The sequence below is a fragment of the Cellulomonas sp. GbtcB1 genome (genome assembly GCF_019091725.1).
Taxonomy (GTDB): domain Bacteria; phylum Actinomycetota; class Actinomycetes; order Actinomycetales; family Cellulomonadaceae; genus Cellulomonas.
Genome location: NZ_JAGXJG010000026.1, coordinates 1 through 25,157, shown reverse-complemented (window position 1 = coordinate 25,157; position 25,157 = coordinate 1). Strand labels below are relative to the sequence as shown.

The 25,157-nt window shown below is 76.1% G+C and carries 24 protein-coding genes; 13 read left to right on the top strand and 11 right to left on the bottom strand.

Features of this window, described 5'->3' with window-relative positions; translation table 11 throughout:
- Positions 1–78: 78 nt before the first annotated feature.
- From KVT14_RS11095 to KVT14_RS11075, 5 genes are all read right to left on the bottom strand, one after another.
- A complete protein-coding gene (locus tag KVT14_RS11095) occupies positions 79–960 on the bottom strand; it encodes an SURF1 family protein (RefSeq protein WP_217615722.1) in 882 nt (293 codons plus the stop codon).
- A complete protein-coding gene (locus KVT14_RS11090) occupies positions 957–1,259 on the bottom strand; it encodes a hypothetical protein (RefSeq protein ID WP_217615721.1) in 303 nt (100 codons plus the stop codon). Before KVT14_RS11090 ends, KVT14_RS11095 begins: the two co-directional genes overlap by 4 nt.
- Complete coding sequence (locus KVT14_RS11085) at positions 1,256–1,678, bottom strand: DUF3099 domain-containing protein (RefSeq protein WP_217615720.1); 423 nt, start codon at positions 1,676–1,678, stop codon at positions 1,256–1,258. The genes KVT14_RS11090 and KVT14_RS11085 overlap by 4 nt, the downstream gene beginning before the upstream one ends.
- A gap of 61 nt (positions 1,679–1,739) precedes the next feature.
- The gene (locus KVT14_RS11080) at positions 1,740–1,880 is read right to left on the bottom strand and encodes a hypothetical protein (RefSeq protein ID WP_217615719.1); all 141 of its coding nucleotides are present in this window, start codon (positions 1,878–1,880) and stop codon (positions 1,740–1,742) included.
- A gap of 7 nt (positions 1,881–1,887) precedes the next feature.
- Entirely contained in the window at positions 1,888–2,646 is a 759-nt protein-coding gene (locus KVT14_RS11075; RefSeq protein ID WP_217615718.1) for a DUF1266 domain-containing protein, read from the bottom strand.
- A 188-nt stretch (positions 2,647–2,834) separates the two neighbouring features.
- On the opposite strand from KVT14_RS11075, the gene KVT14_RS11070 reads away from it, so the two are divergent.
- The 4 genes from KVT14_RS11070 (at position 2,835) to KVT14_RS11055 (ending at position 8,267) form a co-directional block, all read left to right on the top strand.
- Positions 2,835–5,984 carry a GNAT family N-acetyltransferase gene (locus KVT14_RS11070; protein ID WP_217615717.1) on the top strand — a complete coding sequence of 1,050 codons (3,150 nt, stop codon included), beginning with the start codon at positions 2,835–2,837 and terminating at the stop codon, positions 5,982–5,984.
- A 204-nt stretch (positions 5,985–6,188) separates the two neighbouring features.
- On the top strand, positions 6,189–6,923 hold the full coding sequence (gene fabG, locus KVT14_RS11065; RefSeq protein ID WP_217615716.1) for a 3-oxoacyl-ACP reductase FabG: 735 nt from the start codon (positions 6,189–6,191) through the stop codon (positions 6,921–6,923).
- A 35-nt stretch (positions 6,924–6,958) separates the two neighbouring features.
- Complete coding sequence (gene fabI / locus KVT14_RS11060) at positions 6,959–7,726, top strand: enoyl-ACP reductase FabI (protein ID WP_147793710.1); 768 nt, start codon at positions 6,959–6,961, stop codon at positions 7,724–7,726.
- A gap of 19 nt (positions 7,727–7,745) precedes the next feature.
- The gene (locus tag KVT14_RS11055) at positions 7,746–8,267 is read left to right on the top strand and encodes a histidine phosphatase family protein (protein WP_217615715.1); all 522 of its coding nucleotides are present in this window, start codon (positions 7,746–7,748) and stop codon (positions 8,265–8,267) included.
- Positions 8,268–8,277: 10 nt separating this feature from the next.
- On the opposite strand, the gene serB is transcribed toward KVT14_RS11055, so the two are convergent.
- Together serB and KVT14_RS11045 are read right to left on the bottom strand one after the other, a co-directional pair.
- Complete coding sequence (gene serB / locus KVT14_RS11050; protein WP_308161030.1) at positions 8,278–8,922, bottom strand: phosphoserine phosphatase SerB; 645 nt, start codon at positions 8,920–8,922, stop codon at positions 8,278–8,280.
- Positions 8,923–8,977: 55 nt separating this feature from the next.
- On the bottom strand, positions 8,978–10,219 hold the full coding sequence (locus tag KVT14_RS11045) for a glucose-1-phosphate adenylyltransferase (protein WP_217615714.1): 1,242 nt from the start codon (positions 10,217–10,219) through the stop codon (positions 8,978–8,980).
- 70 nt (positions 10,220–10,289) lie between these two features.
- On the opposite strand from KVT14_RS11045, the gene glgA reads away from it, so the two are divergent.
- Positions 10,290–11,510 carry a glycogen synthase gene (glgA, locus tag KVT14_RS11040; RefSeq protein ID WP_217615713.1) on the top strand — a complete coding sequence of 407 codons (1,221 nt, stop codon included), beginning with the start codon at positions 10,290–10,292 and terminating at the stop codon, positions 11,508–11,510.
- Positions 11,511–11,517: 7 nt separating this feature from the next.
- Here glgA and KVT14_RS11035 read toward each other — a convergent pair whose 3' ends face one another.
- Positions 11,518–12,342, bottom strand: coding sequence for a hypothetical protein (locus tag KVT14_RS11035; RefSeq protein WP_217615712.1), 825 nt, complete (start codon positions 12,340–12,342; stop codon positions 11,518–11,520).
- A gap of 55 nt (positions 12,343–12,397) precedes the next feature.
- Between KVT14_RS11035 and KVT14_RS11030 the strand changes: the two genes are divergently transcribed.
- The 7 genes from KVT14_RS11030 (at position 12,398) to KVT14_RS11000 (ending at position 21,704) form a co-directional block, all read left to right on the top strand.
- On the top strand, positions 12,398–13,183 hold the full coding sequence (locus KVT14_RS11030; RefSeq protein WP_217615711.1) for an ABC transporter ATP-binding protein: 786 nt from the start codon (positions 12,398–12,400) through the stop codon (positions 13,181–13,183).
- A gap of 170 nt (positions 13,184–13,353) precedes the next feature.
- A complete protein-coding gene (locus KVT14_RS11025) occupies positions 13,354–13,836 on the top strand; it encodes an NfeD family protein (protein ID WP_217615710.1) in 483 nt (160 codons plus the stop codon).
- A 73-nt stretch (positions 13,837–13,909) separates the two neighbouring features.
- Positions 13,910–15,133, top strand: a complete 1,224-nt coding sequence (locus KVT14_RS11020; protein WP_217615709.1) for an SPFH domain-containing protein — start codon at positions 13,910–13,912, stop codon at positions 15,131–15,133.
- A gap of 421 nt (positions 15,134–15,554) precedes the next feature.
- On the top strand, positions 15,555–16,295 hold the full coding sequence (locus KVT14_RS11015; RefSeq protein ID WP_217615708.1) for a TetR/AcrR family transcriptional regulator: 741 nt from the start codon (positions 15,555–15,557) through the stop codon (positions 16,293–16,295).
- A 226-nt stretch (positions 16,296–16,521) separates the two neighbouring features.
- Complete coding sequence (locus tag KVT14_RS11010; protein WP_217615707.1) at positions 16,522–18,255, top strand: ABC transporter ATP-binding protein; 1,734 nt, start codon at positions 16,522–16,524, stop codon at positions 18,253–18,255.
- A gap of 143 nt (positions 18,256–18,398) precedes the next feature.
- Positions 18,399–20,336 (top strand): ABC transporter ATP-binding protein, encoded by a 1,938-nt coding sequence (locus KVT14_RS11005; RefSeq protein ID WP_254630769.1) that lies wholly within the window; start codon positions 18,399–18,401, stop codon positions 20,334–20,336.
- Between the two features lie 114 nt (positions 20,337–20,450).
- Positions 20,451–21,704, top strand: coding sequence for a sugar MFS transporter (locus KVT14_RS11000; RefSeq protein WP_217615706.1), 1,254 nt, complete (start codon positions 20,451–20,453; stop codon positions 21,702–21,704).
- Between the two features lie 180 nt (positions 21,705–21,884).
- On the opposite strand, the gene KVT14_RS10995 is transcribed toward KVT14_RS11000, so the two are convergent.
- Both KVT14_RS10995 and KVT14_RS10990 read right to left on the bottom strand, forming a co-directional pair.
- Positions 21,885–22,556, bottom strand: a complete 672-nt coding sequence (locus KVT14_RS10995) for an isochorismatase family protein (RefSeq protein ID WP_217615705.1) — start codon at positions 22,554–22,556, stop codon at positions 21,885–21,887.
- Between the two features lie 174 nt (positions 22,557–22,730).
- On the bottom strand, positions 22,731–23,576 hold the full coding sequence (locus KVT14_RS10990; protein ID WP_217615749.1) for a putative protein N(5)-glutamine methyltransferase: 846 nt from the start codon (positions 23,574–23,576) through the stop codon (positions 22,731–22,733).
- Positions 23,577–23,696: 120 nt separating this feature from the next.
- On the opposite strand from KVT14_RS10990, the gene KVT14_RS10985 reads away from it, so the two are divergent.
- On the top strand, positions 23,697–24,710 hold the full coding sequence (locus KVT14_RS10985) for a methyl-accepting chemotaxis protein (RefSeq protein WP_308161029.1): 1,014 nt from the start codon (positions 23,697–23,699) through the stop codon (positions 24,708–24,710).
- A 13-nt stretch (positions 24,711–24,723) separates the two neighbouring features.
- Here KVT14_RS10985 and KVT14_RS10980 read toward each other — a convergent pair.
- Positions 24,724–25,157, bottom strand: a 434-nt coding sequence (locus tag KVT14_RS10980) for an ABC transporter ATP-binding protein (RefSeq protein ID WP_217615704.1), incomplete at its 5' end; no start/stop codon positions are given.

The following is a 25,157-nucleotide window of genomic DNA, read 5'->3' as shown; positions in this document are numbered from 1 at the left end:
CGTTCTGCCCGACACGCCAAGGTGTGTCGGGCAGAACGCTCCACTCGTCTCCGCTGGACCCCCCGGGGGCGTCCCGGGTCAGCCGAGCTGGGAGTCGATCAGGGCGTCCTCGGCGTCCTCGTCCGAGGTGCGCCGGCGGCGCGACGCGGGCGCCGGGCGCGCGGGACGCGGCGTGCCGTCGCCGTCCGCGCCGCCCTCGGGCGCGCCCCCGGCCGCCGCCTCCGCGCCCTCGAGCAGCTCGCGCCGGGCCAGCCAGCCGAACGCGGCCAGCGACCCCACGGAGAACGTCCACCACTGGAACGCGTACGACAGGTGCGACCCCGGGTCGGTGCTCGGCGCGGGGAGCCGCCCGAGCGCGACCGCCGGGGCGGGCGTCTCGTCGACCAGACCGCCGTACCCGGCGTAGGACGCGGCGTCCGACCCGCCGGCCGCGAGGACCTGGCCCACGTTGATCGCCTGCACCTGCCCGGCCGGCGCGGACCGCGGGTCGGCGGCCTCGTCCCGGCGCAGGTGCACGGTGACGGTGACCTCGCCGGACGGCGGGGCCGGCACGGCGACCTCGCCGCTCGCGTCGTCGTCCCAGGCGACCCACCCGCGGTCGACGACCAGCGCCGACCCGTCCGCCTGCACCAGCGGCACGAGGACGTGGAAGCCGGGCTGGCTGTTCACGGGGCGGTTGCGCAGCAGCACGGCGGCGTCGGCGTCGTAGGTGCCGGTGACCGTCGCCTGCCGCCAGACGTCGCCGGGGTCCAGCTCCGCCCCGGGCTCCGGCAGCAGCGCGTCGAGCGGGACCGGGTCGGCGGAGTAGTTCTGCTCGACGAGCCGGATGGCGGCGTCCCGGGCGACGTGCCGGTGCCACTGCCAGCGGCCCAGGAACACGCACGCCACCGACACGGCCACGGCGAGCAGCACCAGCCCGACGGCGCGCCGGGCCGCCGGGTTGCCGCGCAGCAGCCTCATCGCGACCCCGGGGTCCCGGGCAGGCCGCCCAGGCCCGGCAGCCCGGGCAGCCTCGGGCGCTCGCCGAGGTCGATCCGCGGCAGGTCCGCGACCGGCACGGTGTCGGCGTAGAAGGCCCGCACCCGCAGGTACTCCTCGAGGTGCTCCCGGTGCTCGTCGCACGCGAGCCACACCTTGCGGCGCTCCGGCGTGTGCAGGCGCGGGTTGTTCCACAGCACGCCCCAGGAGGCGTCGGCGCGGCAGCCGCGGGCGCTGCACACGAGGTCCTCGCCGACGGCGTCGGGAGTGGGCGCGGTCATCGGGTGCCTCCGCGGGTGTCGTCGTCGTCCGCGCCGTCGTGCCCGGCCGGCCGGTCGCCGGAGCGCCACGGCTCGTCCGCCGGGCCCGGCCCGTGCGTCGGGGGAGCGGGTGCCACCGGCCGCGCGGTCGGCGCGGCGTCGAGCAGGTGCGGCAGGTACCCCGGGGGCGCGTCATCGCGGCGCTCGCGGCCGGCGTTGGCGAACAGCACGGCGATGTACGGCAGCACGACGGCGCCGACGATGAGCACGAGGCTCACCCACAGCGGGACCCGGGACCAGGTCAGCACGGCGACGAGGAAGCAGACCACCCGGATCCCCATCTGGATCAGGTAGCGGCGGGCCCGGCGCGCCTGGTCGGCGCCGAGGGGCTCGGGGGCGCTGGTGACGCTCTGCGCCGGTGGTGGGGTCCGCCTGCTCACACCTGATCGTAGGCGCCGCCGGGCGTTCCTCCCTCCCGGCGGCGCCTCCGTCTCAGCCCGCTCACAGCCGGCGGGCGGCGTTCTGCAGGAACGCGTGCACCGCGGGCCGCAGGTCGTCGCCCCAAACGGCGACGACGACCATCCCGGCGGCCACCAGCAGCAGCATCAGGAGCAGGCCGACCCAGCCCGTGCGGTGCGGCACGGCCGGCTCAGTACGCGAGCCGCAGCCACGGGGAGCCGTCGACCTTCAGCAGGTCGTCGACCGCGCCGTCGAACTTCCCGATGTCGCCGTCGACCGGGTTCCGGCTCGTGCCGGCCGTCCAGAACGCGCGCCCGACGACGAACGCCCGGCCGAACTCCTCCCAGCCGCGGTACGCCGGCCGCGCCAGCCCGACTGCCTCGCCCATCGCGTCCCACGCCCGGTCGGGGGTGACCAGCCCGGCGTCCAGCAGCAGCCGGCTGAGGTGCACGACCCGCGCCGCGTCCCACGCGACGATGCTCGCGGGCAGCGGGTCCGGGAGCGCCGCGTGCCCGCCGGCGACCGCCGCGCCGGTCCAGCCCACGTACCAGCGGCGGGCGCGCTCGGGGTCCAGCCCGCGCTCGGCGGCCTCCTGCGCGATCCGGGCCTGGTGCTCGTCCTGCAGCTTCCGGCCGCCGCGCGCGGCGAACACCTCGTCGACCCGCGGCGCGACGAGCGCGTAGTACCCGCGGTGGCCCTGGTGCAGCAGGTACCCGTACGCGCCGTCGACGTCGTCCGGTCCGTGCACGTCCCAGGCGCCGGACAGCAGCTTCTGCGCGGTGCGCGGATCGGCCTCCATCGTGGGCGCGTTGATCGGCAGGTGCCCCTCGGCGGCGTAGACCGCGCCGAGCGCGAGCGCGCGGTCCTGCTCCGGCGTCAGGGCGGGGGCGCCCTCCAGCACGGTGAACTCGGTCGCGAACATCGCCTTGATCTTGTCGAACAGGCCCATCGGGTGCGGCTCCTCGGGAACGGGCGCGCCGTGCGGCCACGGCGCGGGGGAGGCCCATCGCACCCGGCGAGCGGGCACCGGCGCAGCGCTCCCGAACGAACCCGAACGCCGCGCCGGACCCGCCTGGACCAGCGCCCGGACCGCGGACGGGGCGACGGCGGCTCGCGCGGGGTGGCTAGCCTGGGGCGGTGCCCGACGTCGCCCCGCCGCCGCACCCGGTCCGCTGGGACGACCTCACCGGCCGCCTGCGCACGCTCCGCGCCGGCGCCGGCTCGCCGTCCTACGCCGACCTGGTCCGCCGCGTCGACGCCGTCCGCGCGGGTCGCGGGGTCCCCGGGCCGGAGCGGCGCCCCGGGCGGGTGACGGTCTACGACGCGTTCCGGGACGGGCGGGCGCGGCTCGACGTCGAGCTGGTCGCCGACCTGGTGCGCGCGCTGGGCGGCACCGCCGAGGACGCGGCCCGGTGGCGGGCGGCCCACGCGGCGGTGGCGACGGCGCCCGCGGCGCCGCGAGCCGGCGGGGACGGGACCGCGGCGAGGGCGGGCGACGCGCCGGACGGCGCCGCGGCGGGTACCGGGCTGCTGCGCGCGCCCGACGACGCGGCACCGGAGCCCGTGCTGCGCGGGCGGGACGCCGAGCTCGCGGAGCTGCTGGCCTGGGCGTCGGGCGCAGCCGCGGCCGCCGGTGCGGGCGCGGAGGCCGGTGCGCCCGGGCCCCCCGACGCGGGTGCCGCCGGGGACTCGGGTGCGGACGTCGACCCCGGCGCGGATGCCGGACCCGACCCCGCCCGGGTCGCCGTGCTGACCGGCGTCCCCGGCTCCGGCCTCACCGCGCTCGCCGAGGCGGTCGCCCGCACGCACCGGGCCCGCGGGGCGGCGCCGGTCCTGCTCGGCCCGGGCGACCTCGACCCGGACCTCGTGGCGACGGCCCTGCCCGCGACGCCGCCCGCGGCGACGCCGGCGGCACCGCCCGCGGCGTCCTCCGCCCCGGGGACGTCCCGCGCTCCCGGCCTCCTCGTCCTGCTCGACGTGGACGACCCCGACCGCCCCGTCGCCGTCGCGCGCGCCCTCGCCGAGGCCGCCCCCGGATGGTCCCTGCTGGTCACCGCCCGCCGCGCGCTCCCGGTCGCCGGCGCCCGCACCGTCCGACTCGCCCCGCTGGCCCCGGACGCGGCCGTCGCGATGCTCGGCGACCTGGTGGGCCCCGAGCGGGTCGCCGCCGAGCCCGAGGCCGCCGCCGCGCTCGCCGCGGCGTGCGGGCACCTCCCCGTCGCGCTGGCGGTGGCGGCCGGCCAGGTCGCCGAGCGCCCGTCGTGGTCGCTCGCGGACCAGGTGCACCGGGTGACGCAGTCGTCGCACGCCCTGCCCGCCCTCGACGCGGCCTACCGCGCGCTCGACCCGGAGCAGGCGCTCGTGCTGCGCCGGCTCGCGCTGCTGGACGCCGCGCTGTCGTCGACGTGGCTCGCCGTGCTCGCGGGGCTGGACGCGCCGAGCGTGCGCCGGGCGCTCGCGGTGCTGGAGGACGCGCACCTGGTGCTGCCGGCGCCGGGCGGCCGGTCGACGGTGCACGCGCTCGTGCGGCGGTACGCGCGGGAGGCCGCGCAGGACGACGAGCCGGTCAGCGCGCGCCGCGCCGCCGTCGAGCGGCTGGTCGCCCGCCTCCTCGAGGTGTCCCGCCCGCTGGTCGCCGTCGTCGCGCCGCACCACGACCTGGCGCTCGGGTCCTCGTCCGTGGCCGCGTCGCCGGCCGTCGCCCGCGAGCGGCTCGACGCGCTCCGCCCGGTGGCGGTGGCGGCGGGCGCGCGGTGCGCGGACCTCGGGATCGCCGCCCCGCTCGGCGAGCTGTCCGGGCTCCTGGCGGCGTACCTGGACACCGCCGGCCACTACGCCGACGCGCTGGTGCTGCACGGGGCGGCCGCCGCGGCCGCGGACCCGGCCGGCCGGAGCCGCGCGGGCCGGGACCTGGGTCGGGTGCTCGAGCACCTCGGCCGGTACGACGAGGCGCTGGCGCAGCTGGTGCGCGCGCACGAGTCCGGGCACGACCCGCGGCCGGGCCAGACGCTCAACCGGATCGGCAACGTCTACAAGCGGCTCGGCCGCACCGACGAGGCCCTGCGCGCGTACGCCGACGCGGCGGCCGCGGCCCGCGCCGGCGGCGACGTCGTCAGCGAGGGGCGCGCGGTGGGCAACCACGCCGACGCGCTGCGGGTGCTCGGGCGGCACGAGGAGTCCTTCGCGGGCTACGACCTGGCCCTCGCGCTCGCCGAGCGGGTGGGCGACGTGCTCAACGTGGCGGTCGTGACGAGCAACTCGGCGCTGGCGCTGGAGCACGCCGGGCGGATCGCCGAGGCGCGGGCCCGGGTCGTGCAGGCGCGCGCGGCGGCGGACCGGCTCGGCGACGCGAACCTCGGCCTGCGGACGGCCCTGCACGAGCAGCGCCTGGTGCTCACGGCCGGCGACCCCGCCGAGCTCCCCTCCGCGGTCCCTGCCCTGCGCGCCCTGGCCGAGCGGGCCGGTGACCTCGGGGACGTCGAGGCGCAGGCCGAGGCGCGGACGGTGCTGGGGCGCGCGCTGCACCGGGTGGGTGACCTCGACGCCGCCGAGGAGGCGCTGGCGGGCGCGCGCGACCAGGCGGCGCGGATCCGGGCGGGGCTCGTCGAGGTCGAGGCCCTGAACGCCCTGGGCGCGGTCGCGCTCGCCGCGGGGCGGGCCGGCGACGCGCGGGACCGCTTCGACCAGGCCCTGGCGCTGGCGCGCGCGGCGGGCGACGCGGGGGAGGAGGCGCGCGCGCTCGCCGGGCTCGAGGCGGCGGGTGCGCGCGCGGGCGCCGGGCAGCCCGCGCCGAGGACGTCCGACAAGGCCGCGGCCGGCGGTGCGCTCCTGCTCCGCGCCCACACGCCCGACGACGCCGCCGCGACGCTCGCCGTGTTCCGGCGCGCGATCACCGTCACCGCGGCCCGGGACTACACCCCGGAGCAGATCGCCGCGTGGGCGCCCGACGACATGGACCCGGACGCCTGGGCCGCCCGCCGGGCAGCGGCGCGCACCCGGGTCGCCGTCCGGGACGCCGCGGTCGTCGGGTTCACCGACGTGGACGCGGCCGGCTACGTCGACATGATGTTCGTCGACCCCGGCGCCGCGCGGCAGGGGGTGGCCCGCGCGCTGCTCGACTGGGCGGTCCGCACGGCCGCCGCCGACGGCGCGACCGAGCTCACCACCCACGCGAGCGTCACCGCCCGCCCGTTCTTCGAGGCGCACGGCTTCGAGGTGGTCGCGGAGCAGCACCCGGTCCTGCGCGGCGTCGAGCTGACCAACTACCGGATGCGCCGCCCGCTCTGACCGGCCGTCCGCCCAGCCACCCACGTCGACAGTGGAAGGTTGTGACGGACACGCCGACGGCGTGTCCGTCACAACCTTCCACTCTCGGGAGGTGTCGCCCGCTGCGACGGACCGCGGATTGTGCGAACCGGACAACGCCGGACCGCCATCCTGTGCCGCGGCGGTGCACCGTCGCCCCGGAGCCGTCGGATAGCGTCGACTTCCGTGTCCGAGAACTCCCAGCCCAGCAGCCCGGAGCCGCGCAGCGTGCTCGTGACCGGGGCCAACCGCGGCATCGGCCGCGCGATCGCCGAGCGGTTCGTCGCGAACGGCGACAAGGTCGCGACCATCGTCCGCAGCGGCGGCGCCCCCGACGGCGTCCTGGCGCTGACCGGCGACGTCACCGACACCGCGTCCGTCGACGCCGCGTTCGCCGAGGTCGAGGCCCAGCACGGCCCCGTCGAGGTCCTGGTGGCCAACGCCGGCGTGACCCGCGACGGCCTGCTCATGCGGATGTCGGACGACGACTTCCAGCAGGTGCTCGACGTCAACCTCACGGGCGTGTTCCGGTGCGTGCGCCGCGCGTCGAAGGGCATGATCCGGCTGCGCCGCGGGCGCATCGTGATGATCGGCTCGGTCGTCGGCCTGTACGGCAACGCCGGCCAGGTGAACTACACCGCGACCAAGGCCGGCCTGGTCGGCATGGCGCGCTCGGTCACGCGCGAGCTCGGCGGCCGCGGCATCACCGCGAACGTCGTCGCGCCGGGGTTCATCGAGACCCAGATGACCGCCGAGCTCCCGCAGGACCGCCAGGACACCTACCTGTCGTCCATCCCCGCGGGCCGGTTCGGCGCGGTCGACGAGATCGCCGCCGCCGTCGAGTTCCTCGCCTCGCCCGCCGCCGGGTACATCTCCGGCGCCGTGCTGCCGGTCGACGGCGGCCTCGGCATGGGCCACTGACCTCCTCCCCGCACCCTCGAACGATCGGAAACACCATGGGCCTGCTCGACGGCAAGAAGCTCCTCGTCACCGGCGTCCTCACCGACGGCTCCATCGCCTTCCACGTGGCGCGGCTCGCGCAGGAGGAGGGCGCCGAGGTCGTGCTGAGCTCGTTCGGCCGCCAGTTCCGCCTGACCCAGGCGATCGCCCGCCGGCTGCCGAAGGAGGCGCCGGTCGTGCAGCTCGACGTCACCGACGCCGACGACCTGGCCGCCCTCCCGGAGCGCGTGCGGGAGCACGTCGACCACCTGGACGGCGTCGTGCACTCGATCGGCTTCGCGCCGCAGTCCGTCATGGGCGGCAACTTCCTCGCCGCCGAGTGGGCCGACGTGGCCACCGCGCTCGAGGTGTCCGCGTTCTCGCTGAAGTCGCTGGCCACCGCCACGCAGCCGCTGCTGACCGGCGGCGGCTCGATCGTCGGCCTCACGTTCGACGCCCGGTTCGCCTGGCCCGTCTACGACTGGATGGGCGTCGCCAAGGCGGCCTTCGAGTCGACCTCCCGCTACCTGGCCCGCGACCTCGGTCCCCAGGGCATCCGGGTCAACGTGGTGTCGGCGGGCCCGATCCGCACCACCGCCGCGAAGTCGATCCCGGGCTTCGAGTCGATGGAGGGCGGCTGGGACGGCCGCGCGCCCCTCGGCTGGGACGTGCACGACCCGGAGCCGACCGCCCGCGCCGTGGCCGCCCTGCTGTCCGACTGGTTCCCCAAGACCACGGGGGAGATGGTGCACGTCGACGGCGGCGTGCACGCCATGGGTCAGTAGTCGTGGGACGCTGGTGCGCGTGACCCACGGCTCCGCGCACCAGCTCGTCCTGCTCCGCCACGCGAAGGCGGAGCACCCGGGCTCCCTCGACGACCAGCTCCGACCCCTCGCCCTCGCCGGGCGGAAGCACGCCTCCGAGGTCGGCACGGGGCTGCGCGCGGCGGGCCTGGTGCCCGACCTCGCGCTGGTGTCGTCGGCGCTGCGCACCCGGCAGACGTGGGACCTGGTCCGCGCCGGGCTCGAGGTGCCGGCGGAGACTGCCCGGCTGTCCGACGACGTCTACGCCGCCGGCATCCGGCAGCTGCTCGGGCTGCTCCGCGAGCTCGACGAGTCGGCCGGCACCGTGCTGGTCGTCGGCCACGAGCCGACCGTCTCGCAGACCGCCGCCGCGCTCGCGGGACCGGGGTCGGACGACGCCGCGCTCGCGCGGGTGCGCGTCGGGGTGTCGACCGCGTCGTACTCGGTGCTCGAGGTGCCGACGGCGTGGGCCGACCTGGAGCCGGACGGCGCCCGCCTGCTGCGCGTGGTCGACCCGGCCTGAGCCGAGCGCGTCAGGCGAACGGCGGCAGGTCCAGCACGGCGTCCAGGCGGTCGCGCACCTCGGCGTCCGCCTGCGCGCAGACGACCGGCTTGGCGTTGAACGCGATCCCGAACCCCGCGGTCGCCAGCATGTCGAGGTCGTTCGCCCCGTCGCCGATCGCGACCGTGCGCTCGAGCGGCACCCCGGTCTCGGCGGCGAACTCGCGCAGCGTCCGCGCCTTCACGGCGCGGTCCACGACCTCGCCCGCCACGCGGCCGGTGAGCGCGCCGTGCTCGACCTCGAGCGCGTTCGCGCGGTAGCGCGGGATGCCCAGCCGGTCGGCGAGCGGCCCGACGACCTCGACGAAGCCGCCGGACACCAGCCCGACCGGCCAGCCGCGCCGGTCCAGCTCCGCGAGGAGCTCGACGGCCCCGGGCGTCACGACGACCTCGGCCAGCACCGCCTCGAACACCGACACCGGCAGCCCCGCCAGCGTCGCGACCCGCGCGCGCAGCGACTCCGTGAAGTCGAGCTCCCCGCGCATGGCGCGCTCGGTGATGTCCGCGACCTCCGCGCGGGAGCCGGCGTGCTGGGCCAGGAGCTCGACGACCTCCTGGGTGATGAGCGTCGAGTCGACGTCCATGACGACAAGGCGGGTGGGTCGCGGAAGGCTCACCCGGGCAGGCTAGCGGGACGCGTCCCGCGCGTGCGGGGCGCGTCCACGCCCGTGCCTACAGCTCGATGACCGCGCCCTTCGGCACCACCGTGATGCCCGACTCCGTCACGGTGAACCCGCGCTCGAGGTCGTGCTCCCGGTCGATGCCCACCCGCGCCCGCTCGTGCACCACGACGTTCTTGTCGAGGATCGCGCGGTGCACCTGGGCGTACCGGTTGACGATGACGCCGTCCATGAGCACCGAGTCGGTCACCTGCGCCCAGGAGTGCAGGTACACGCCCGGCGACAGCACCGAGCCCGACACCGTCGCCCCGGACACGATCACGCCCGGGGACACGATCGAGTCGGCGGCGTGCCCGAGGCGCCCGGCGCCGGCGTGCACGAACTTGGCCGGCGGCAGGCCGGTGTAGCCCGTGTACAGCGGCCAGGCGTCGTTGTAGAGGTTGAACACCGGCTCGATCGAGATGAGGTCCTGGTTCGCGTCGTAGTACGAGTCCAGGGTCCCGACGTCCCGCCAGTACTGCCGGTCCCGGTCGGTCGAACCCGGGACGTCGTTGTTGATGAAGTCGTAGACCGCCGCGGTGCCGCGCTCGACGAACGCGGGGACGAGGTCGCCACCCATGTCGTGCCGGCTGCTCGGGTTCTCCGCGTCCTCGGTCACCGCGCGGATGAGCGCGTCGGTGTTGACGACGTAGTTGCCCATCGACGCGAGGATCTCGCCGGGGGAGTCCGGCAGGCCGACCGGGTCGGACGGCTTCTCCCGGAACGCGGTGATCTTCGTCGGGTCGTCGGGCGCCGTCTCGATGACGCCGAACTGGTCGGCCATCGCGATCGGCTGGCGGATGCCGGCGACGGTCATCTCGGCCCCGGTCGCGATGTGCTGGTCGACCATCTGCGAGAAGTCCATGCGGTACACGTGGTCGGCGCCGACCACGACGACGATGTCGGGCCGCTCGTCGTCCAGGATGTTGAGGCACTGGTAGATCGCGTCGGCGCTGCCGAGGTACCAGTGCTTGCCGACCCGCTGCTGCGCGGGCACGGGGGAGACGTAGTTGCCGAGCAGCGTGGACATGCGCCAGGTCTTCGACACGTGCCGGTCGAGGCTGTGCGACTTGTACTGCGTCAGCACGATGATGTGCAGGTACCGCGAGTTCACGAGGTTCGACAGGGCGAAGTCGACCAGGCGGTAGATGCCCCCGAACGGGACGGCGGGCTTGGCGCGGGCGGCGGTCAGCGGCATGAGCCGCTTGCCCTCTCCACCTGCGAGGACGATTGCCAGGATGCGCGGCGCTGCCATGCCCCGACCGTAGTGCCACGACCTGCGTCTCGGCGAGGCGAACTTCCCGTTCCGCGCTAGCGTGTCGCGCGTGAGAGTCGACCTGCTGACCCGGGAGTACCCGCCCCACGTCTACGGGGGCGCCGGCGTCCACGTGGCGGAGCTCGCCGCGGTGCTGCGTCGCAGCGTCGACGTGCGGGTGCACTGCTTCGACGGCGCGCGCGACGAGTCCGGCGTGACGGGCTACGACGTGCCCGCCCCGCTCGGCGACGCGAACCCCGCGCTCGCCACCTTCGGGGTGGACCTGGCGATCGTCGACGGCGTCGGCCGGGGCGACGGGCCCGCGACCGACCTGGTGCACTCGCACACCTGGTACGCGAACCTCGCGGGCCACCTCGCCTCGCTGCTGCACGGTGTGCCGCACGTGGTGTCGGCGCACAGCCTGGAGCCGCTGCGCCCGTGGAAGGCCGAGCAGCTCGGTGGCGGGTACGCGCTGTCGTCCTGGGCCGAGAAGACGGCCTTCGAGTCGGCCGCCGCGGTGATCGCGGTGAGCGCGGGCATGCGGGCGGACATCCTGCGCTGCTACCCGGCGATCGACCCGGAGAAGGTCCGCGTCGTGCACAACGGCATCGACCTGGCGGGCTGGCGGCGGCCGGAGACGGACGACGAGTGGGCGACCGCCCGGGACGTGGCGCGCGCCAACGGGATCGACCCCGACCGGCCGGCGGTCGTGTTCGTCGGGCGGATCACCCGGCAGAAGGGCCTGCCGTATCTGCTGCGCGCCGCCGAGTCCCTGCCGCCCGAGGTGCAGCTCGTGCTGTGCGCGGGCGCGCCGGACACGCCCGAGATCCTCGCCGAGGTGACCGGGCTGGTCGAGCAGCTGCGCGCGAAGCGGGACGGCGTCGTCTGGATCGAGCGCATGCTGCCGCGCGACGAGCTCGTGGCCGTCCTCGCGACCGGGACCGTGTTCGCCTGCCCGTCGGTCTACGAGCCGCTGGGCATCGTCAACCTCGAGGCCATGGCGGTCGGGCTGCCGGTCGTCGGCACCGCGACCGGCGGCATCCCGGAGGTCGTGGACGCCGGGGCCACGGGCTGGCTGGTGCCGATCGAGCAGGTGCAGGACGGCACCGGCACTCCCGTCGACCCGGACCGGTTCGTGGCCGACCTCGGCGCGACCCTCGCGGAGGCCGTGTCCGACGCGGACCGCGCCCGCGCCTGGGGCGTGGCCGCACGGCGGCGGGTCGAGGACCACTTCTCCTGGGACGCGATCGCCGACCGGACGCTCGAGGTGTACCGCTCCGTCCTGGGCTGAGCCGCGGTCAGCCCCGGCGCGGGTCCGGCGCGTCGTGCGCCGGGTGCGTCGCGACCGCCAGCGCGCGGCGCGCCGCCCGGTCGACGTCCCGCAGCGCCGACGTGCGCTGGTCGGCCTGCCACAGGTTGACCGCGGCGCCGTCGTCGGCCGCCGCGATGTCGACGATCGCGCGCAGCCGCAGCGCCGAGCCGATGACCCGCACCCTCCGGGGGTCGAGCCCCGGCGGGAGCACGCCGCGCGCGTCCGGGGCGTCGCGGAGCGCCGCGATCCGCTCCGCCGCGTCCGGCCGCCAGCGCGCGACGTCGAGCGTGGTCAGCGCCTCGGTCGCGCGGGTGAGCGCCGTGGTCAGCTCCCGGTCCGCCTCGGCCAGGGTCCCGACGTGCCCGACGAGCGCGGTGCGCCACGGGGCGACCGGGTGCACGGACCACGTCACCAGGTGCCCCGCCTCGTAGACGCTGCCGAACACCTCCACCCGCGGGACCGCGGCGTAGTCGCCGTCGGGGGTGCTGACGAGGACGGCCTCGCCCGCCTCCTGCGCCGCCCCCGCGACCGACGCCGGGGCGCCCGCGGGGTCGCCGGGCGCCGGCAGCACGGCGGCCACGACCCGCGGCCCGCTCGCCCACGCCGCCACCAGGTCCGCGAGGGTCACCGAGCCCCGCGCGCCGTCGTCCAGCCCGGGCACGTCGGCGTCGGGCACGACGACGCGGTGCGGCTCGTCGTCGCCCTGGACGGCGACGAGCGTGCGCTGGACGGGGTCGGCGCCGGAGCCTGCCTGGTCGAGCCAGAGGGCGAGGCGCACGGAGCGGGGCAGGGCGAGGGCGGTGCGGTCCACGCCACCAACGTACGTCCACGTCCGGGCCGCCCCGGGCGGCTAGGGTCTGGTGTCCATGACCTCCGTGCTCGACCTGCAGGACGTGACCATCCGCCGCGGCACCACGACGATCCTCGACGGGCTGTCCTGGACGGTCCGCGAGGGCGAGCGCTGGGTGGTGCTGGGCCGCAACGGCGCCGGCAAGACGACGGTGCTCCAGGTGGCCTCCGGCCGCATGCACCCCACCTCCGGCACCGCCGACCTGCTGGGCTCGCGGCTCGGGCGCGTCGACGTGTTCGAGCTGCGCCCGCGCATCGGCCTGGCCAGCGCGGCGCTCGCGGAGCGCATCCCGGGCGGCGAGGTCGTCAAGGACGTCGTGCTGACCGCGGCCTACGGCGTGACGGGCCGCTGGCGCGAGGCCTACGAGGCCGTCGACGAGTCGCGGGCCGCCGACCTCATGGCGGCCTTCGGCGTCGAGCGGTTCGCCGACCGGTTCTACGGCACGCTCAGCGAGGGCGAGCGCAAGCGGGTGCAGATCGCCCGCGCGCTGATGAGCGACCCGGAGCTGCTGCTGCTCGACGAGCCCGCCGCCGGCCTGGACCTGGGCGGTCGCGAGGAGCTCGTCGCCGCGCTCGCCGAGCTGGCCGCCGACCGCCGGTCGCCGGCGCTCGTGCTGGTCACGCACCACGTCGAGGAGATCCCGCCCGGCTTCACGCACCTGCTGCTGCTCGCCGACGGGAAGGTGCACGCGGCCGGACCCGTCGACGAGGTCCTCACGTCCGAGAACCTCACCGGGGCGTTCGGCACGCCGCTCGAGGTCGAGCGGTCCGGCGACCGGTGGACCGCTCGCGGGCGGCGCTGACCTGGTTCATCCTGGTTCGTCCGGTCGGTCGACAGGCTCCCGGATTTCCTCACAGATCGGTCAAGGGATCGTCTAGGATCGGTGGTGAGCGGCCGCTCGGCGGTCGCCCGCACGTGAGGTGACGGACAGTGGCGCCCGGTCCCGGGCGCCCGGGCTGAGAGGGGCCGACGATGGACTGGCTGTGGTGGCTGGGCGGCGCGCTGCTGCTGGGCGTCGCCGAGATGTTCTCGCTGGACCTGATCTTCCTCATGCTCGCGGGCGGCGCCCTGGCCGGCGCGCTCGCCGCGGCCCTCGACGCCCCGCTGGCGGTCCAGATCATCGTGGCCGCGGCCGCCGCGCTGCTGCTGCTGTTCGCGCTGCGGCCGTTCCTGCTGCACCGGCTGCGCGAGCGCACCCAGCTGGTCGAGACCAACTCGGCCGCGCTGGTCGGGCGGCCCGCCGTGGTCGTCGCCCCGACCGACGCCTCGGGCGGTCGCGTGAAGCTCGGCGGCGAGGTCTGGTCCGCGCGCTCGCTCGTGGTGGGCACCTCGTTCGACACCGGTACCGAGGTCCGCGTCGCGCGGATCGACGGGGCCACGGCGGTCGTGGAGGCCGTCGGCGACCGGCCCGCGACCGACGGCTCCGGAGCACCCGGGGCGCCCGCGGGCATCTGACGGACGGCGGCGGCCGACCGGTCGCCGCCGCGCACGTGCGGCCCCACCCGGGCCGCGGCTGGGAGGAGACGCAGTGGACGACCCGAGCATCGGCACGATCGTGGGGTGGGTGCTCCTCGCCATCCTCGTGATCTTCGTCGTGGTGACCCTGGCGCGGGCGGTGCGGGTCGTCCCGCAGACCGTGGCGCTGCTCGTCGAGCGGCTGGGCCGGTACCACCGGACCATGGACGCCGGCCTGCACCTGATCATCCCGTTCATCGACCGGGTCCGGGCGGGGGTCGACCTGCGCGAGCAGGTCGTGTCCTTCCCGCCGCAGCCGGTGATCACCTCCGACAACCTCGTCGTGAGCATCGACACCGTCATCTACTTCCAGGTGACGGAGCCCAAGTCCGCGGTCTACGAGATCGCGAACTACATCACCGGTATCGAGCAGCTCACCGTGACCACGCTCCGCAACGTCATCGGCTCGATGGACCTCGAGCAGACCCTCACCAGCCGCGACCAGATCAACGGCCAGCTCCGCGGCGTCCTCGACGAGGCGACCGGCAAGTGGGGTATCCGCGTGAACCGCGTCGAGCTCAAGAGCATCGACCCGCCCGCCTCCGTCCAGGGCGCGATGGAGCAGCAGATGCGCGCCGAGCGCGACCGCCGCGCCGCGATCCTCACCGCGGAGGGCGTCAAGCAGTCCCAGATCCTCACCGCCGAGGGCGAGAAGCAGGCCGCGATCCTCCGCGCCGAGGGTGCCGCGCAGTCGGCGATCCTCACCGCCGAGGGCGAGTCCCGCGCGATCCTCCAGGTGTTCGACGCCGTCCACCGCGGCGACGCCGACCCCAAGCTGCTGGCCTACCAGTACCTGCAGGCGCTGCCGAAGCTCGCGGCGACCCCCGCCAACAAGGTGTGGATCGTGCCGTCCGAGCTGACCGGCATGCTCGGCCAGTTCACGCAGGGGTTCGCGGGCGCGTTCGGCGGCGCGGGCGGCGCGGCGCCGGAGGGTGCGCCGTCGGGCCGGGCGGCGGGGGAGTCCCCGCTCGGGCCGGACGACCTCCCGCCGGTCGCGCTGACCGACCCGAAGGAGGCGCTCGCCGAGGCGCGGCGCGAGTCCGAGGCCGCCACGGCCGACGCCACCAGCGCCGGCACCTACAGCGGCCGGCCGTTCGACCCGGTCGCCGAGGCCGGGCAGCGGCCGCAGCCGGGGGCGACGCGGCGCGAGCAGCGGGACGCAGGCCCGGGTCAGGTCCCGCCGGCCGAGCCCGAGCCGCCCGTGCAGCCGGGCCCGCCGGCGCCGCCGGCGCCGTGAGCCGGGGCCGCGCGCGCTGACGCGTGGCACGCTCGACCCGACGCCCGCCGCACCCTCCGGGGTGCGGCGGGCGTCGTCGCGTGCGGCGGCGGCGGCAGCTCGTGGCGAGATCGGGCGTTCGCTTCGAGATCGGCGGCTCGTGCCGAGGTCGGCGGCTCGTGCCGAGAACGGTGGCTCGTGCCGAGGTCGGTGGTGGCGTCGAGAACGGTGGCTGGAAACGCCGATCTCGACACGACGCACCGATCTCACGGAGTCGAGCGTCGTGTTCGGTGGGTGTCGCCGAGTTCGGTGGCCGTACGCGCCGAACTCGGCGACACGTACCGAACTCGCCGACCGGGCGGGCGAAGGTGAGGTGCCCGAGGCTTTCGCCCGGGACGAACGGCCTGGACGAGTGAGTGCTCACTCACTTACGCTTGGCGGCATGGACGAGCCCCGGACCGGACGCGCGCGGCCGATGAGCCGCGACGAGCGCCGCGCCGCCATCGCGCTCGCCACGGTCCCGCTGCTCGAGGCGCACGGAGCGCAGGTGTCGACCCGGCAGATCGCCGTGGCCGCCGGGGTCGCGGAGGGCACCCTGTTCCGGGCGTTCGACGACAAGGTCGAGCTGCTGACCGCCGCCGCGGAGCGCGCGCTCGACCCGGCCGCCGGCGTCGCGGAGATCGACGACCTGCCCCGGGCCGCGGACCTCGCCGCCGAGCTCACCCAGCTGGCCGACGTGATGGCCGCCCGTGGACGCCGGGTCCGGCGCGTCATGTTCGCGGTGCACGCGATCCTCGCGTCCGACGAGGGCCGCCGCGCCGCCGCCGTGCGGGGGGCGCGCGGTGCCGACCCGCTCGGTCGGCCGATCACCGGGCCCGCGCATGCCGACGCCACGCACGCCGACGACGCGGCGCACGCGCCCGGCCACCGCCCCGGCGACCGGCTCCCGCTGCACGGCCCCTCCGGCCGCGACGCCCGGCTGCGCGCGCTCGCCGAGGTCCGTGCCGCGGTGGTCCGGCGCGTCGAGGCGTACCGTGGCGAGCTGCGCATCGAGCCCGAGCGGCTCGCGCACCTGCTGATCGCAGCGGTGATGGGGCAGGGCCCGCCGGTCCTGCCCGACGACGACGGGGTCCCGGTCACCGAGCTCGTCGACGTGCTGCTGCACGGCGCCGCCCGCACCTGAGGCCCGCGCCCCCGAAGACCACCGAGCGCGTCGCGACCGACCCGGCGCCCCGACACCACCCCTGCGCGCGAGCGGGGGAGCTGACCCACCCAGGCCCCGGCTCGATCCCCGGGGCCGCCCGCCACGACCCCGGCCTCGCCGCCGGGCGCCGCACCCGTCCGCCCCGCCCGGCCAGCGCCGCGGACGCACCGCCCCACCCCGGCCCGCCGCCCCACCCGGGAGACCCATGCTGCTCCGCCTGCTCCGGGACTACCTGAGGCCCTACCGGCCCCAGGTCGTCGCCGTGCTGCTGCTCCAGCTCGCGCAGACCATCGCGACGCTGTACCTGCCCAGCCTGAACGCCGACATCATCGACAAGGGCGTCGCCGTGGGCGACACCGGCTACATCATGCGGATCGGCGCCGTGATGCTGGGCGTCAGCCTGCTCCAGGTCGGTTGCTCGATCGCCGCGGTGTACTTCGGCGCCCGGGTCGCGATGGCCTTCGGCCGGGACCTGCGCGAGGGGCTGTTCACCCGCGTGCAGGACTTCTCCGCCCAGGAGATGGGCCAGTTCGGCGCCCCGTCGCTCATCACCCGCACCACGAACGACGTGCAGCAGGTGCAGATGGTCGCGCTGCTGTCGTTCACCATCATGCTGATGGCCCCGATCATGCTGGTCGGCGGTGTCGTGCTCGCGTTGCAGGAGGACGTGGCGCTGTCCGGGCTGCTGCTCGTCGTCGTCCCGGTGCTCGGCATCGTCGTCGGGCTGATCGTCAGCCGGATGGTGCCGTACTTCCGGACGATGCAGAAGCGGATCGACGCGATCAACCGCGTGATGCGCGAGCAGATCACCGGCCTGCGGGTCATCCGCGCGTTCGTGCGGGAGCGCCGCGAGGCCGCCCGCTTCGCCGAGGCGAACGACGCGCTGTTCGACACCTCGCTGCGGGTCGGCCGGCTCATGTCGCTGATGTTCCCGACGGTCATGCTCATCATGAACATCACCAGCGTGGGCGTGCTGTGGTTCGGGGCGGGCCGGATCGAGGCCGGCGACATGCAGATCGGCGCCCTGACCGCGTTCCTCAGCTACATCATGTACATCCTGATGGCGGTCATGATGTCGACGATGATGTTCGTGATGGTGCCCCGCGCCGTCGTGTCGTCCGAGCGCATCACGGCCGTGCTCGACATCGAGTCGTCGGTCGTCCCCGCGGCGCAGCCCGTCCGGCTCGAGCGTCCCCAGGGCCGCCTGGAGCTGCGCGGCGTCGAGTTCCGGTACCCGGGCGCCGAGCGCGCGGTGCTGCACGGCGTCGACCTGGTCGCCGAGCCCGGGCAGACCACGGCCGTCATCGGATCGACGGGCTCGGGCAAGACCACCCTGGTCAACCTGGTGCCGCGGCTGTTCGACGCGACGGCCGGCACGGTCGCCGTCGACGGCGTGGACGTGCGTGACCTGGCCCCCGAGGACCTGTGGTCGATGGTCGGCCTGGTGCCGCAGCGGCCCTACCTGTTCAGCGGCACCGTCGCGTCGAACCTGCGGTACGGCAACCCCGACGCCACCGACGAGGACCTCTGGCACGCGCTGGAGGTCGCGCAGGCGCGGTCGTTCGTCGCCGAGATGCCCGGGGGCCTGGACGCCCCGATCGCCCAGGGCGGCACCAACGTCTCGGGCGGGCAGCGGCAGCGGCTCGCGATCGCCCGGGCCCTGGTCCGCAAGCCGGCGATCTACCTGTTCGACGACTCGTTCTCGGCGCTCGACTTCGCCACCGACGCGGCGCTCCGGGCCGCGCTGGTGCCGGAGACGCGCCGGTCGGCGGTCGTCGTGGTCGCCCAGCGCGTCGCCACGATCCGCGACGCGGACCGGATCGTCGTCCTCGACGAGGGTGCGGTCGTCGGCACCGGCACGCACGCCGAGCTCATGGCGTCGTGCGCCACCTACCAGGAGATCGTCCTGTCCCAGCTGAGCGTGGAGGAGGCGGCGTGAGCGCGCAGGACCGGACCGCCCGGACCCCGGACCCGACCCCGGACGACAGCCGGGACGTCGCGGGCGTCGCCCGGGACACCGCCACCGAGCCGCCCGCCCAGGCTTCCGCTGCCGCGGCGCCGGCCGCCCAGACCCCGCGGCGGATGCCCCGGCGCGGGATGGGGCCCGGCCCCGGCATGGGGATGGGCATGCCCGGGGAGAAGTCCCTCGACTTCAGGGGCTCCCTCAAGCGCCTGGCCGGCGTGCTGCGCCCCGAGTGGCCGAAGCTCGCGGCGGTGCTGCTGCTCGGGATCGTCTCGGTGGCGCTCGCGGTCACCGGGCCGAAGGTGCTCGGCAACGCGACCAACGTCATCTTCAACGGCGTCGTCGGCGCGCAGCTGCCCGAGGGCGTCACCAAGACCCAGGCGATCGAGGGGCTGCGCGCGCAGGGGCAGGACCGGCTCGCCGACATGCTCGGCGGCATGGACGTCGTACCCGGGCAGGGCATCGACTTCACCAGCCTGCGGAACCTGCTGCTCGCCGTCGTCGCGATCTACGTCGTCTCGGCGCTGTTCGGCTGGTTGCAGGGCTGGATCACGACGGGCGTCGTGCAGCGCGTGGTGTTCGGCCTCCGCGAGCAGGTCGAGGCCAAGCTCGGCCGGCTGCCGCTCAAGTACTTCGACGGGCAGCCGCGCGGCGAGGTGCTGAGCCGGGTCACCAACGACATCGACAACGTCGCCCAGACGCTGCAGCAGACGCTGTCCCAGCTCATCACGGCCGTGCTGACCGTCGTCGGCGTGCTCGGGATGATGTTCTGGATCTCCCCGCTGCTGGCGTTGGTCGCGCTCGTGACCATCCCGCTGTCCGTGGCCGTGACGGCCGCGATCGCCAAGCGGTCTCAGCCGCAGTTCATCGGGCAGTGGACCTGGACCGGCAAGCTCAACGCCCACATCGAGGAGATGTACACCGGGCACGCGCTGGTCAAGGTGTTCGGCCGGCAGCGCCAGGCGGTGCAGGAGTTCCACGACCAGAACGACGAGCTCTACACCGCGTCGTTCAAGGCGCAGTTCATCTCCGGGATCATCCAGCCGGCGATGGGCTTCATCGCGAACCTCAACTACGTGATCGTCGCGGTGGTCGGCGGCCTGCGGGTCGCGTCCGGCACCCTGACCCTCGGCGACGTGCAGGCGTTCATCCAGTACTCCCGCCAGTTCACGCAGCCGATCACCCAGATCGCGTCGATGATGAACCTGCTGCAGTCGGGCGTCGCCTCCGCCGAGCGGGTGTTCGAGCTGCTCGACTCCGACGAGCAGGAGCCCGACCCGGCGCGGCCGGCGCGGCTGCCGGCGCGGGTGCAGGGCCGGGTCGCCTTCGAGGACGTGTCCTTCCGGTACGTGCCGGAGACCCCGCTCATCGACGGCCTGTCGCTGGTCGCCGAGCCCGGGCAGACCGTCGCGATCGTCGGGCCCACCGGTGCCGGCAAGACCACGCTGGTCAACCTGCTCATGCGGTTCTACGAGATCGACGGCGGGCGGATCACCCTCGACGGCGTCGACACCCGGGAGCTCACGCGCGACGACCTGCGCTCGCGGGTCGGCATGGTGCTGCAGGACACCTGGCTGTTCGGCGGCACGATCCGGGACAACATCGCGTACGGCGTCGAGGACGTGCCGGAGGACCGCCTGGTCGAGGCCGCGGTCGCCACGCACGTCGACCAGTTCGTGCGCGCGCTGCCCGACGGCTACGACACCGTGATCGACGACGAGGCGGCGAACCTGTCGGCGGGGGAGAAGCAGCTGCTGACCATCGCCCGCGCGTTCCTCGCCGACCCGGCGATCCTGGTGCTCGACGAGGCGACGTCCTCCGTCGACACCCGGACCGAGGTGCTCGTGCAGCAGGCGATGAACGCGCTGCGGTCGGGGCGGACGTCGTTCGTCATCGCGCACCGGCTGTCGACCATCCGGGACGCGGACGTCATCCTCGTCATGGAGCACGGGTCGATCGTCGAGCAGGGGTCGCACGACGAGCTGCTCGCCGCCGGGGGTGCGTACGCCCGGTTGTACGCGAGCCAGTTCGCCGCGGCGGTGGCCGTGCAGGACTGACGGCGACGGGGCGGGCGGCGACACCGCCCAGCCCACCTGCTCGTCCGGCCGCGGGCCGGGGTCTCGATCCGGGGTCCCGGCCCGCGGTGCACCGCCGCCACTAGGGTCGGCGGCGTGACGACGCAGACCCCGGCACCGGCGCCGAGGCTCCACCGGGACCGGTTCACCCTCACGCTCGACGGCGTCTTCGTCACGTGGGGCTGGCTGCTCTACTCCTTCAACCCGAGCGTGCCGCTGCTGGCCGCCGAGCTCGGGGTGTCGAACGCCCAGGCCGGCCTGCACGGCACCGCGATGGCCGTGGGCGCGGTCGTGGCCGCGGCGCTGACGCCCTGGACCGTGCTCCGGCTCGGGCGCCGGGCCGCGCTGGCGGGTGCGGGCGTGCTGATCGCCGTCGGCATCGGCCTGCTGACCAGCGGCTGGACGCTGCCGGCGACGCTGTCCGGGATGGTCGTGGTGTCGGTCGGCGGCAACGTCGCGGTGAGCGCGGCGCAGGCGGGGCTGGTGCTGCACCACGGGCGCACCGCGTCGGCGGCGGTCACCGAGGCGAACGGCGTCGGGTCGGGGATCGGGCTGCTTGGGCCGCTCGCGGTCGGCGCGTGCGTGGCGGCGGGCTGGGGCTGGCGGCCGGCGGTCGCGGTGACCGCGGCGCTCGCGCTGGCGACCGCGGTGGCGGTGCGGCTGCTGCCCGAGGAAGGGGCGTTGAGGCGGCCCGAGGTCGGCGTGCGGGCGCGTGCGGATCAGCGTGGCTCGCGGACGGGCGCGGCCGCAGCCGGGCGCGCGGTGCTGGCGTCGCGGTGGTTCCTCGTCGCGGTCGTCGCGGCGCTGGCGCTCGAGAACGCCACGACCTACTGGGCGACCGGCCTGGTCCGGGACCGCACCGGTGCCGGCGCCGGGATCGCCACCGCGACGACCGCGGGGCTGGTCGCCGGGATGACGTTGATCCGGTTCGTCGTCGGGCCGCTGTCGCTGCGGGTGTCGCCGGCCCGGCTGCTCGCCGCCTCGTTCGGCGTGGCGGTCGCCGGCTGGGCCGTGCTGTGGACCGCGACGAGCGCCTCGGTCGCGCTCGCCGGGCTGTTCCTGGCCGGGCTCGGGTACGGCGCGCAGTACCCGCTCGGGATCGCGCTGCTGCTCGGCGCCGCGGGCGGCGCGACGGACGCGGCGCAGGCGCGGGCGACCGTCGGCGGCGGGGTGGCCGTGGGGCTCGCGCCGTTCCTGCTGGGGGCGCTCGCGGACGCCGTGGGGTCGCACACGGCGTTCCTGGTGGTGCCGGTGCTGGCGGTCGTCGGCGGGGTGGCGGCGGTGGCCGGCGGGCGTGCGTGGCGGCGCGAGCGTTCGGGCGTGGCGGTCGCGGCGGGCGAGCCGGCCTGACCGGGCCGCGCGGGCCGAGGTCGTCACGTCGGAGCGAGGTCGCTACTTCGTGAGGTCGTCACATCGCGACGAGGTCGTCACGAACGAGTGACGACCTCGCCGGGTCGTGACGACCTCACAGGTCGCGGGGGCGGTCGGCGCGTGGCGGGACGGTCGCGGTGCTCGCCGACGCCCGTGCGGTCAGCGGGCGTCGGACGTGGTGAGCGTGACGCCGCGCGCGGCGAGCCGGGTGAGCGCGTCGATCGTGGTCCGCACCCCGACGCCCGCGGTGAGGTCGGTGAGCACCCGCACGTCGAACCCGGCGGCCAGCGCGTCGAGCGCCGTGGCGGTCACGCAGTGGTCGGTGGCGAGGCCGACGACGTCCACGCCGTCGACGTCCCGCGCCCGGAGCGCGTCGGCGAGCCCGGCGGGAGCGGCGTCGGCGAGCGCCCCGGCCTCGGCGGCGGACTCGGCACCCGTCCCGCCGGACTCGGCACCCGTCCCGCCGGCGCCGGGCGTCAGCACGCCCTCGAAGCCCGAGTAGTCCTGCCGCCCCTGCCCCTTGCGCACGTGCACGGCGTCCGCGGGCAGCCGCAGCGCCGGGTGGTACGCCGCGCCGGCGGTGTCGCGGACGCAGTGCTCGGGCCAGGTGGCGACGTAGTCCGGCTCGGCGCCCACCGCGAAGTGGCCCGCGTTGTCGTGGGGGAGCGGCTCGTGCCAGTCGGCGGTCGCGACGACGACGTCGTACGCGTCCGCCGCGCGGGACAGGAAGGCGGTGACCTGCTCGGCGACGGCCGCGCCGCCGGTGACGGCCAGGGCGCCGCCCTCGCAGAAGTCGTTCTGCACGTCCACCACGATCAGCGCGCGAGCCACCGGGACCTCCTCCTCGCCGGGCGCCGGGGTGCGCCCGCCCGCACCCACCCTAGGCGCGGGCGGGGCGGAGCCGTTCCCCACCCGTTTCTCGCGCGGACGCCCGATCGATCGGGGGTCCGCGCGAGAAACGGGTGGTGATCGGGCTCGTGGGGCGCGCTGCGGGGCGTGGCCGGGCTACGCGCCGCGGCGGGTCGCGATCACGACGGTGCCGTCCAGGTCGTCGTCGTGCACGACCCGCACGGTCAGGCCCTGGCCCTCGCACGCCGCGGCGGTGTCGCCCGCCTGCCGGACGCTGGTCTCGATGAGCAGGTGCCCACCCGGCGCGAGCCAGCGCGGCGCGGACGCCGCCACCCGGCGGTGCAGGTCGACGCCGTCGGAGCCGCCGTCGAGGGCGACGCGCGGCTCGTGGTCCCGGGCCTCGGTGGGCATGTGGGCGATCTCGGCGGTCGGGACGTACGGCGCGTTGGCCACCAGGACGTCGACCCGGCCCTCGAGCTCGGCGGGCAGTGGGGCATCGAGGTCGCCGAGCAGCACGGTCGCATCCGCCGGGCCGAGCGCCGCCACGTTCCGGCGCGCGCACGCGACGGCCGTGGGGTCGAGGTCGACGGCCCACAGCGCGACGCCGGGGTGCTCCGCGGCGACCGCGAGCCCCACGGCGCCCGTGCCGCAGCACAGGTCGACCACGACGGGACGGGCGCCGGTCGCGCCGATCGCGCTGCCCGCGCCGCCCCGCAGCGCCCGCACCGCCTCGCGCACCAGCAGCCCGGTGCGCGCCCGCGGCACGAACACCCCAGGCTCCACCCCGATCCGCAGTCCCCGGAACTCGGCCCACCCGACGACCTGCTCCAGCGGCTCGCCGGCCACCCGGCGTGCGGTCATCGCGTCCAGCTCCGCCGCGTCCCGGGCCTCGGCGACGAGCAGCGCCGCCTCGTCCTCGGCGAACACGCACCCGGCGGCGCGCAGCCGGGCGACGAGCGCGGCCAGCGCGGCGGCGTCGAGATCCAGAGGCACGGCGGGCAATCTACGCCGCCGCGCGGTCCCGTCCGCCGAACCCGCGCCGCCGGGTCGCTCAGCGCGGGGCCCAGCCCGCCGATAGAGCGGACGAGTCGGGGGACTGGGGTTCGTCGGAGGGACGACGTCGTGCCGGAACGGGTCGTGCGGCTGGCCGAGGAGGTCGGTCGCGTCACGGGTGAGAAGCTGCAGGGCATCGAGCAGGTCGCCCGCAGCACGAAGATGCTCGCGCTGAACGCGCTCATCGAGTCCGCGCGCGTCGGGGAGGCGGGCGCGGGGTTCGCGGTCGTCGCGCGGGAGGTCGGCGAGGTCGCCGATCGCGCGCGGGCGCTGTCGGAGGAGCTGTCGTCGGAGCTGCGCCCGCGGATCGACGAGCTGACGGTCCTCGGGCACGAGCTCGTCGGCCGGGTGCGCGGGCAGCGGCTCGCGGACCTGGCGCTGAACGTGATCGAGCTGATGGACCGCAACCTGTACGAGCGGTCCTGCGACGTGCGGTGGTGGGCGACCGACGGGGCGCTGGTCGACGCGCTGGCGACGGGCGACCCGGCGGCGGCGCGGCACGCAGGTGACCGGCTGGCGACGATCCTGCGCAGCTACACCGTCTACCTCGACCTCTGGCTGGCCGACGCGTTCGGTCGGGTCGTCGCCCGGGCGGGCACCGGCGGCGCCCCCGGCGTGGTCGGCTCGGACGTGCGCGACGAGCCGTGGTTCCGCGCCGCGCTCGCCACCCGGTCCGGCGACGACTACGCCGCCCTCGACGTCGCCCCGCACCGCGCGCTCGGCGCGCTCACCGCGACGTACGCGACCGCCGTGCGCGAGGGCGGCCGCGCCGACGGCCGGCTCCTGGGCGCGCTGGGCGTGTTCTTCGACTGGGAGCGGCAGGCGCAGGCGATCGTCGACGGCGTGCGGCTCGGACCGGGCGAGCGCGAGGCCACCCGCGTGCTGATCCTCGACCGGGACGGGCTGGTGCTCGCGGCGTCCGACCGGGCGGGGGTGCTCGCCGAGCGGGTCGCGCTGCGCACCGGCGACCGCGCGACCGGCGCCTACGAGGAGGACGGCCGCGCGGTGGGGTTCGCGGCGACCCCGGGGTACGAGACGTATGCCGGGCTCGGCTGGTACGGCGCGCTGGTGCAGCAGGGCTGAGCCCCGGGGCGACTCACCGTGCCACGACCCCCGGCGGCCGCGGCACCGCCGCGAGCAGCGTCTCGGTGTACGCGTGCTCCGGCTCCCGGACGACCCGCACCGTCGGGCCCTGCTCCACCACCGCGCCGTCCCGCATCACCATGAGGTCGTCGGCCAGGAGTCGCGCGCTCAGCAGGTCGTGCGTGATGTAGAGCATGGCGACGTCCTGCTCCTGCACGGTCGTCGCCAGCAGCTCGAGGATCTCCGCGCGGATCGAGACGTCGAGCATCGAGATCGGCTCGTCCGCGATGAGCAGCCGCGGGCGCGGCGCCATGGCCCGGGCGATGACGACGCGCTGCCGCTGCCCGCCGGAGAGCTGGTGCGGCAGCTTGTCGACGTACAGCGACCCGGGTGACAGCCCGACGCCGTCGAGCAGCGCGACGACCCGCTCGCGCAGCGCGTCCCCGG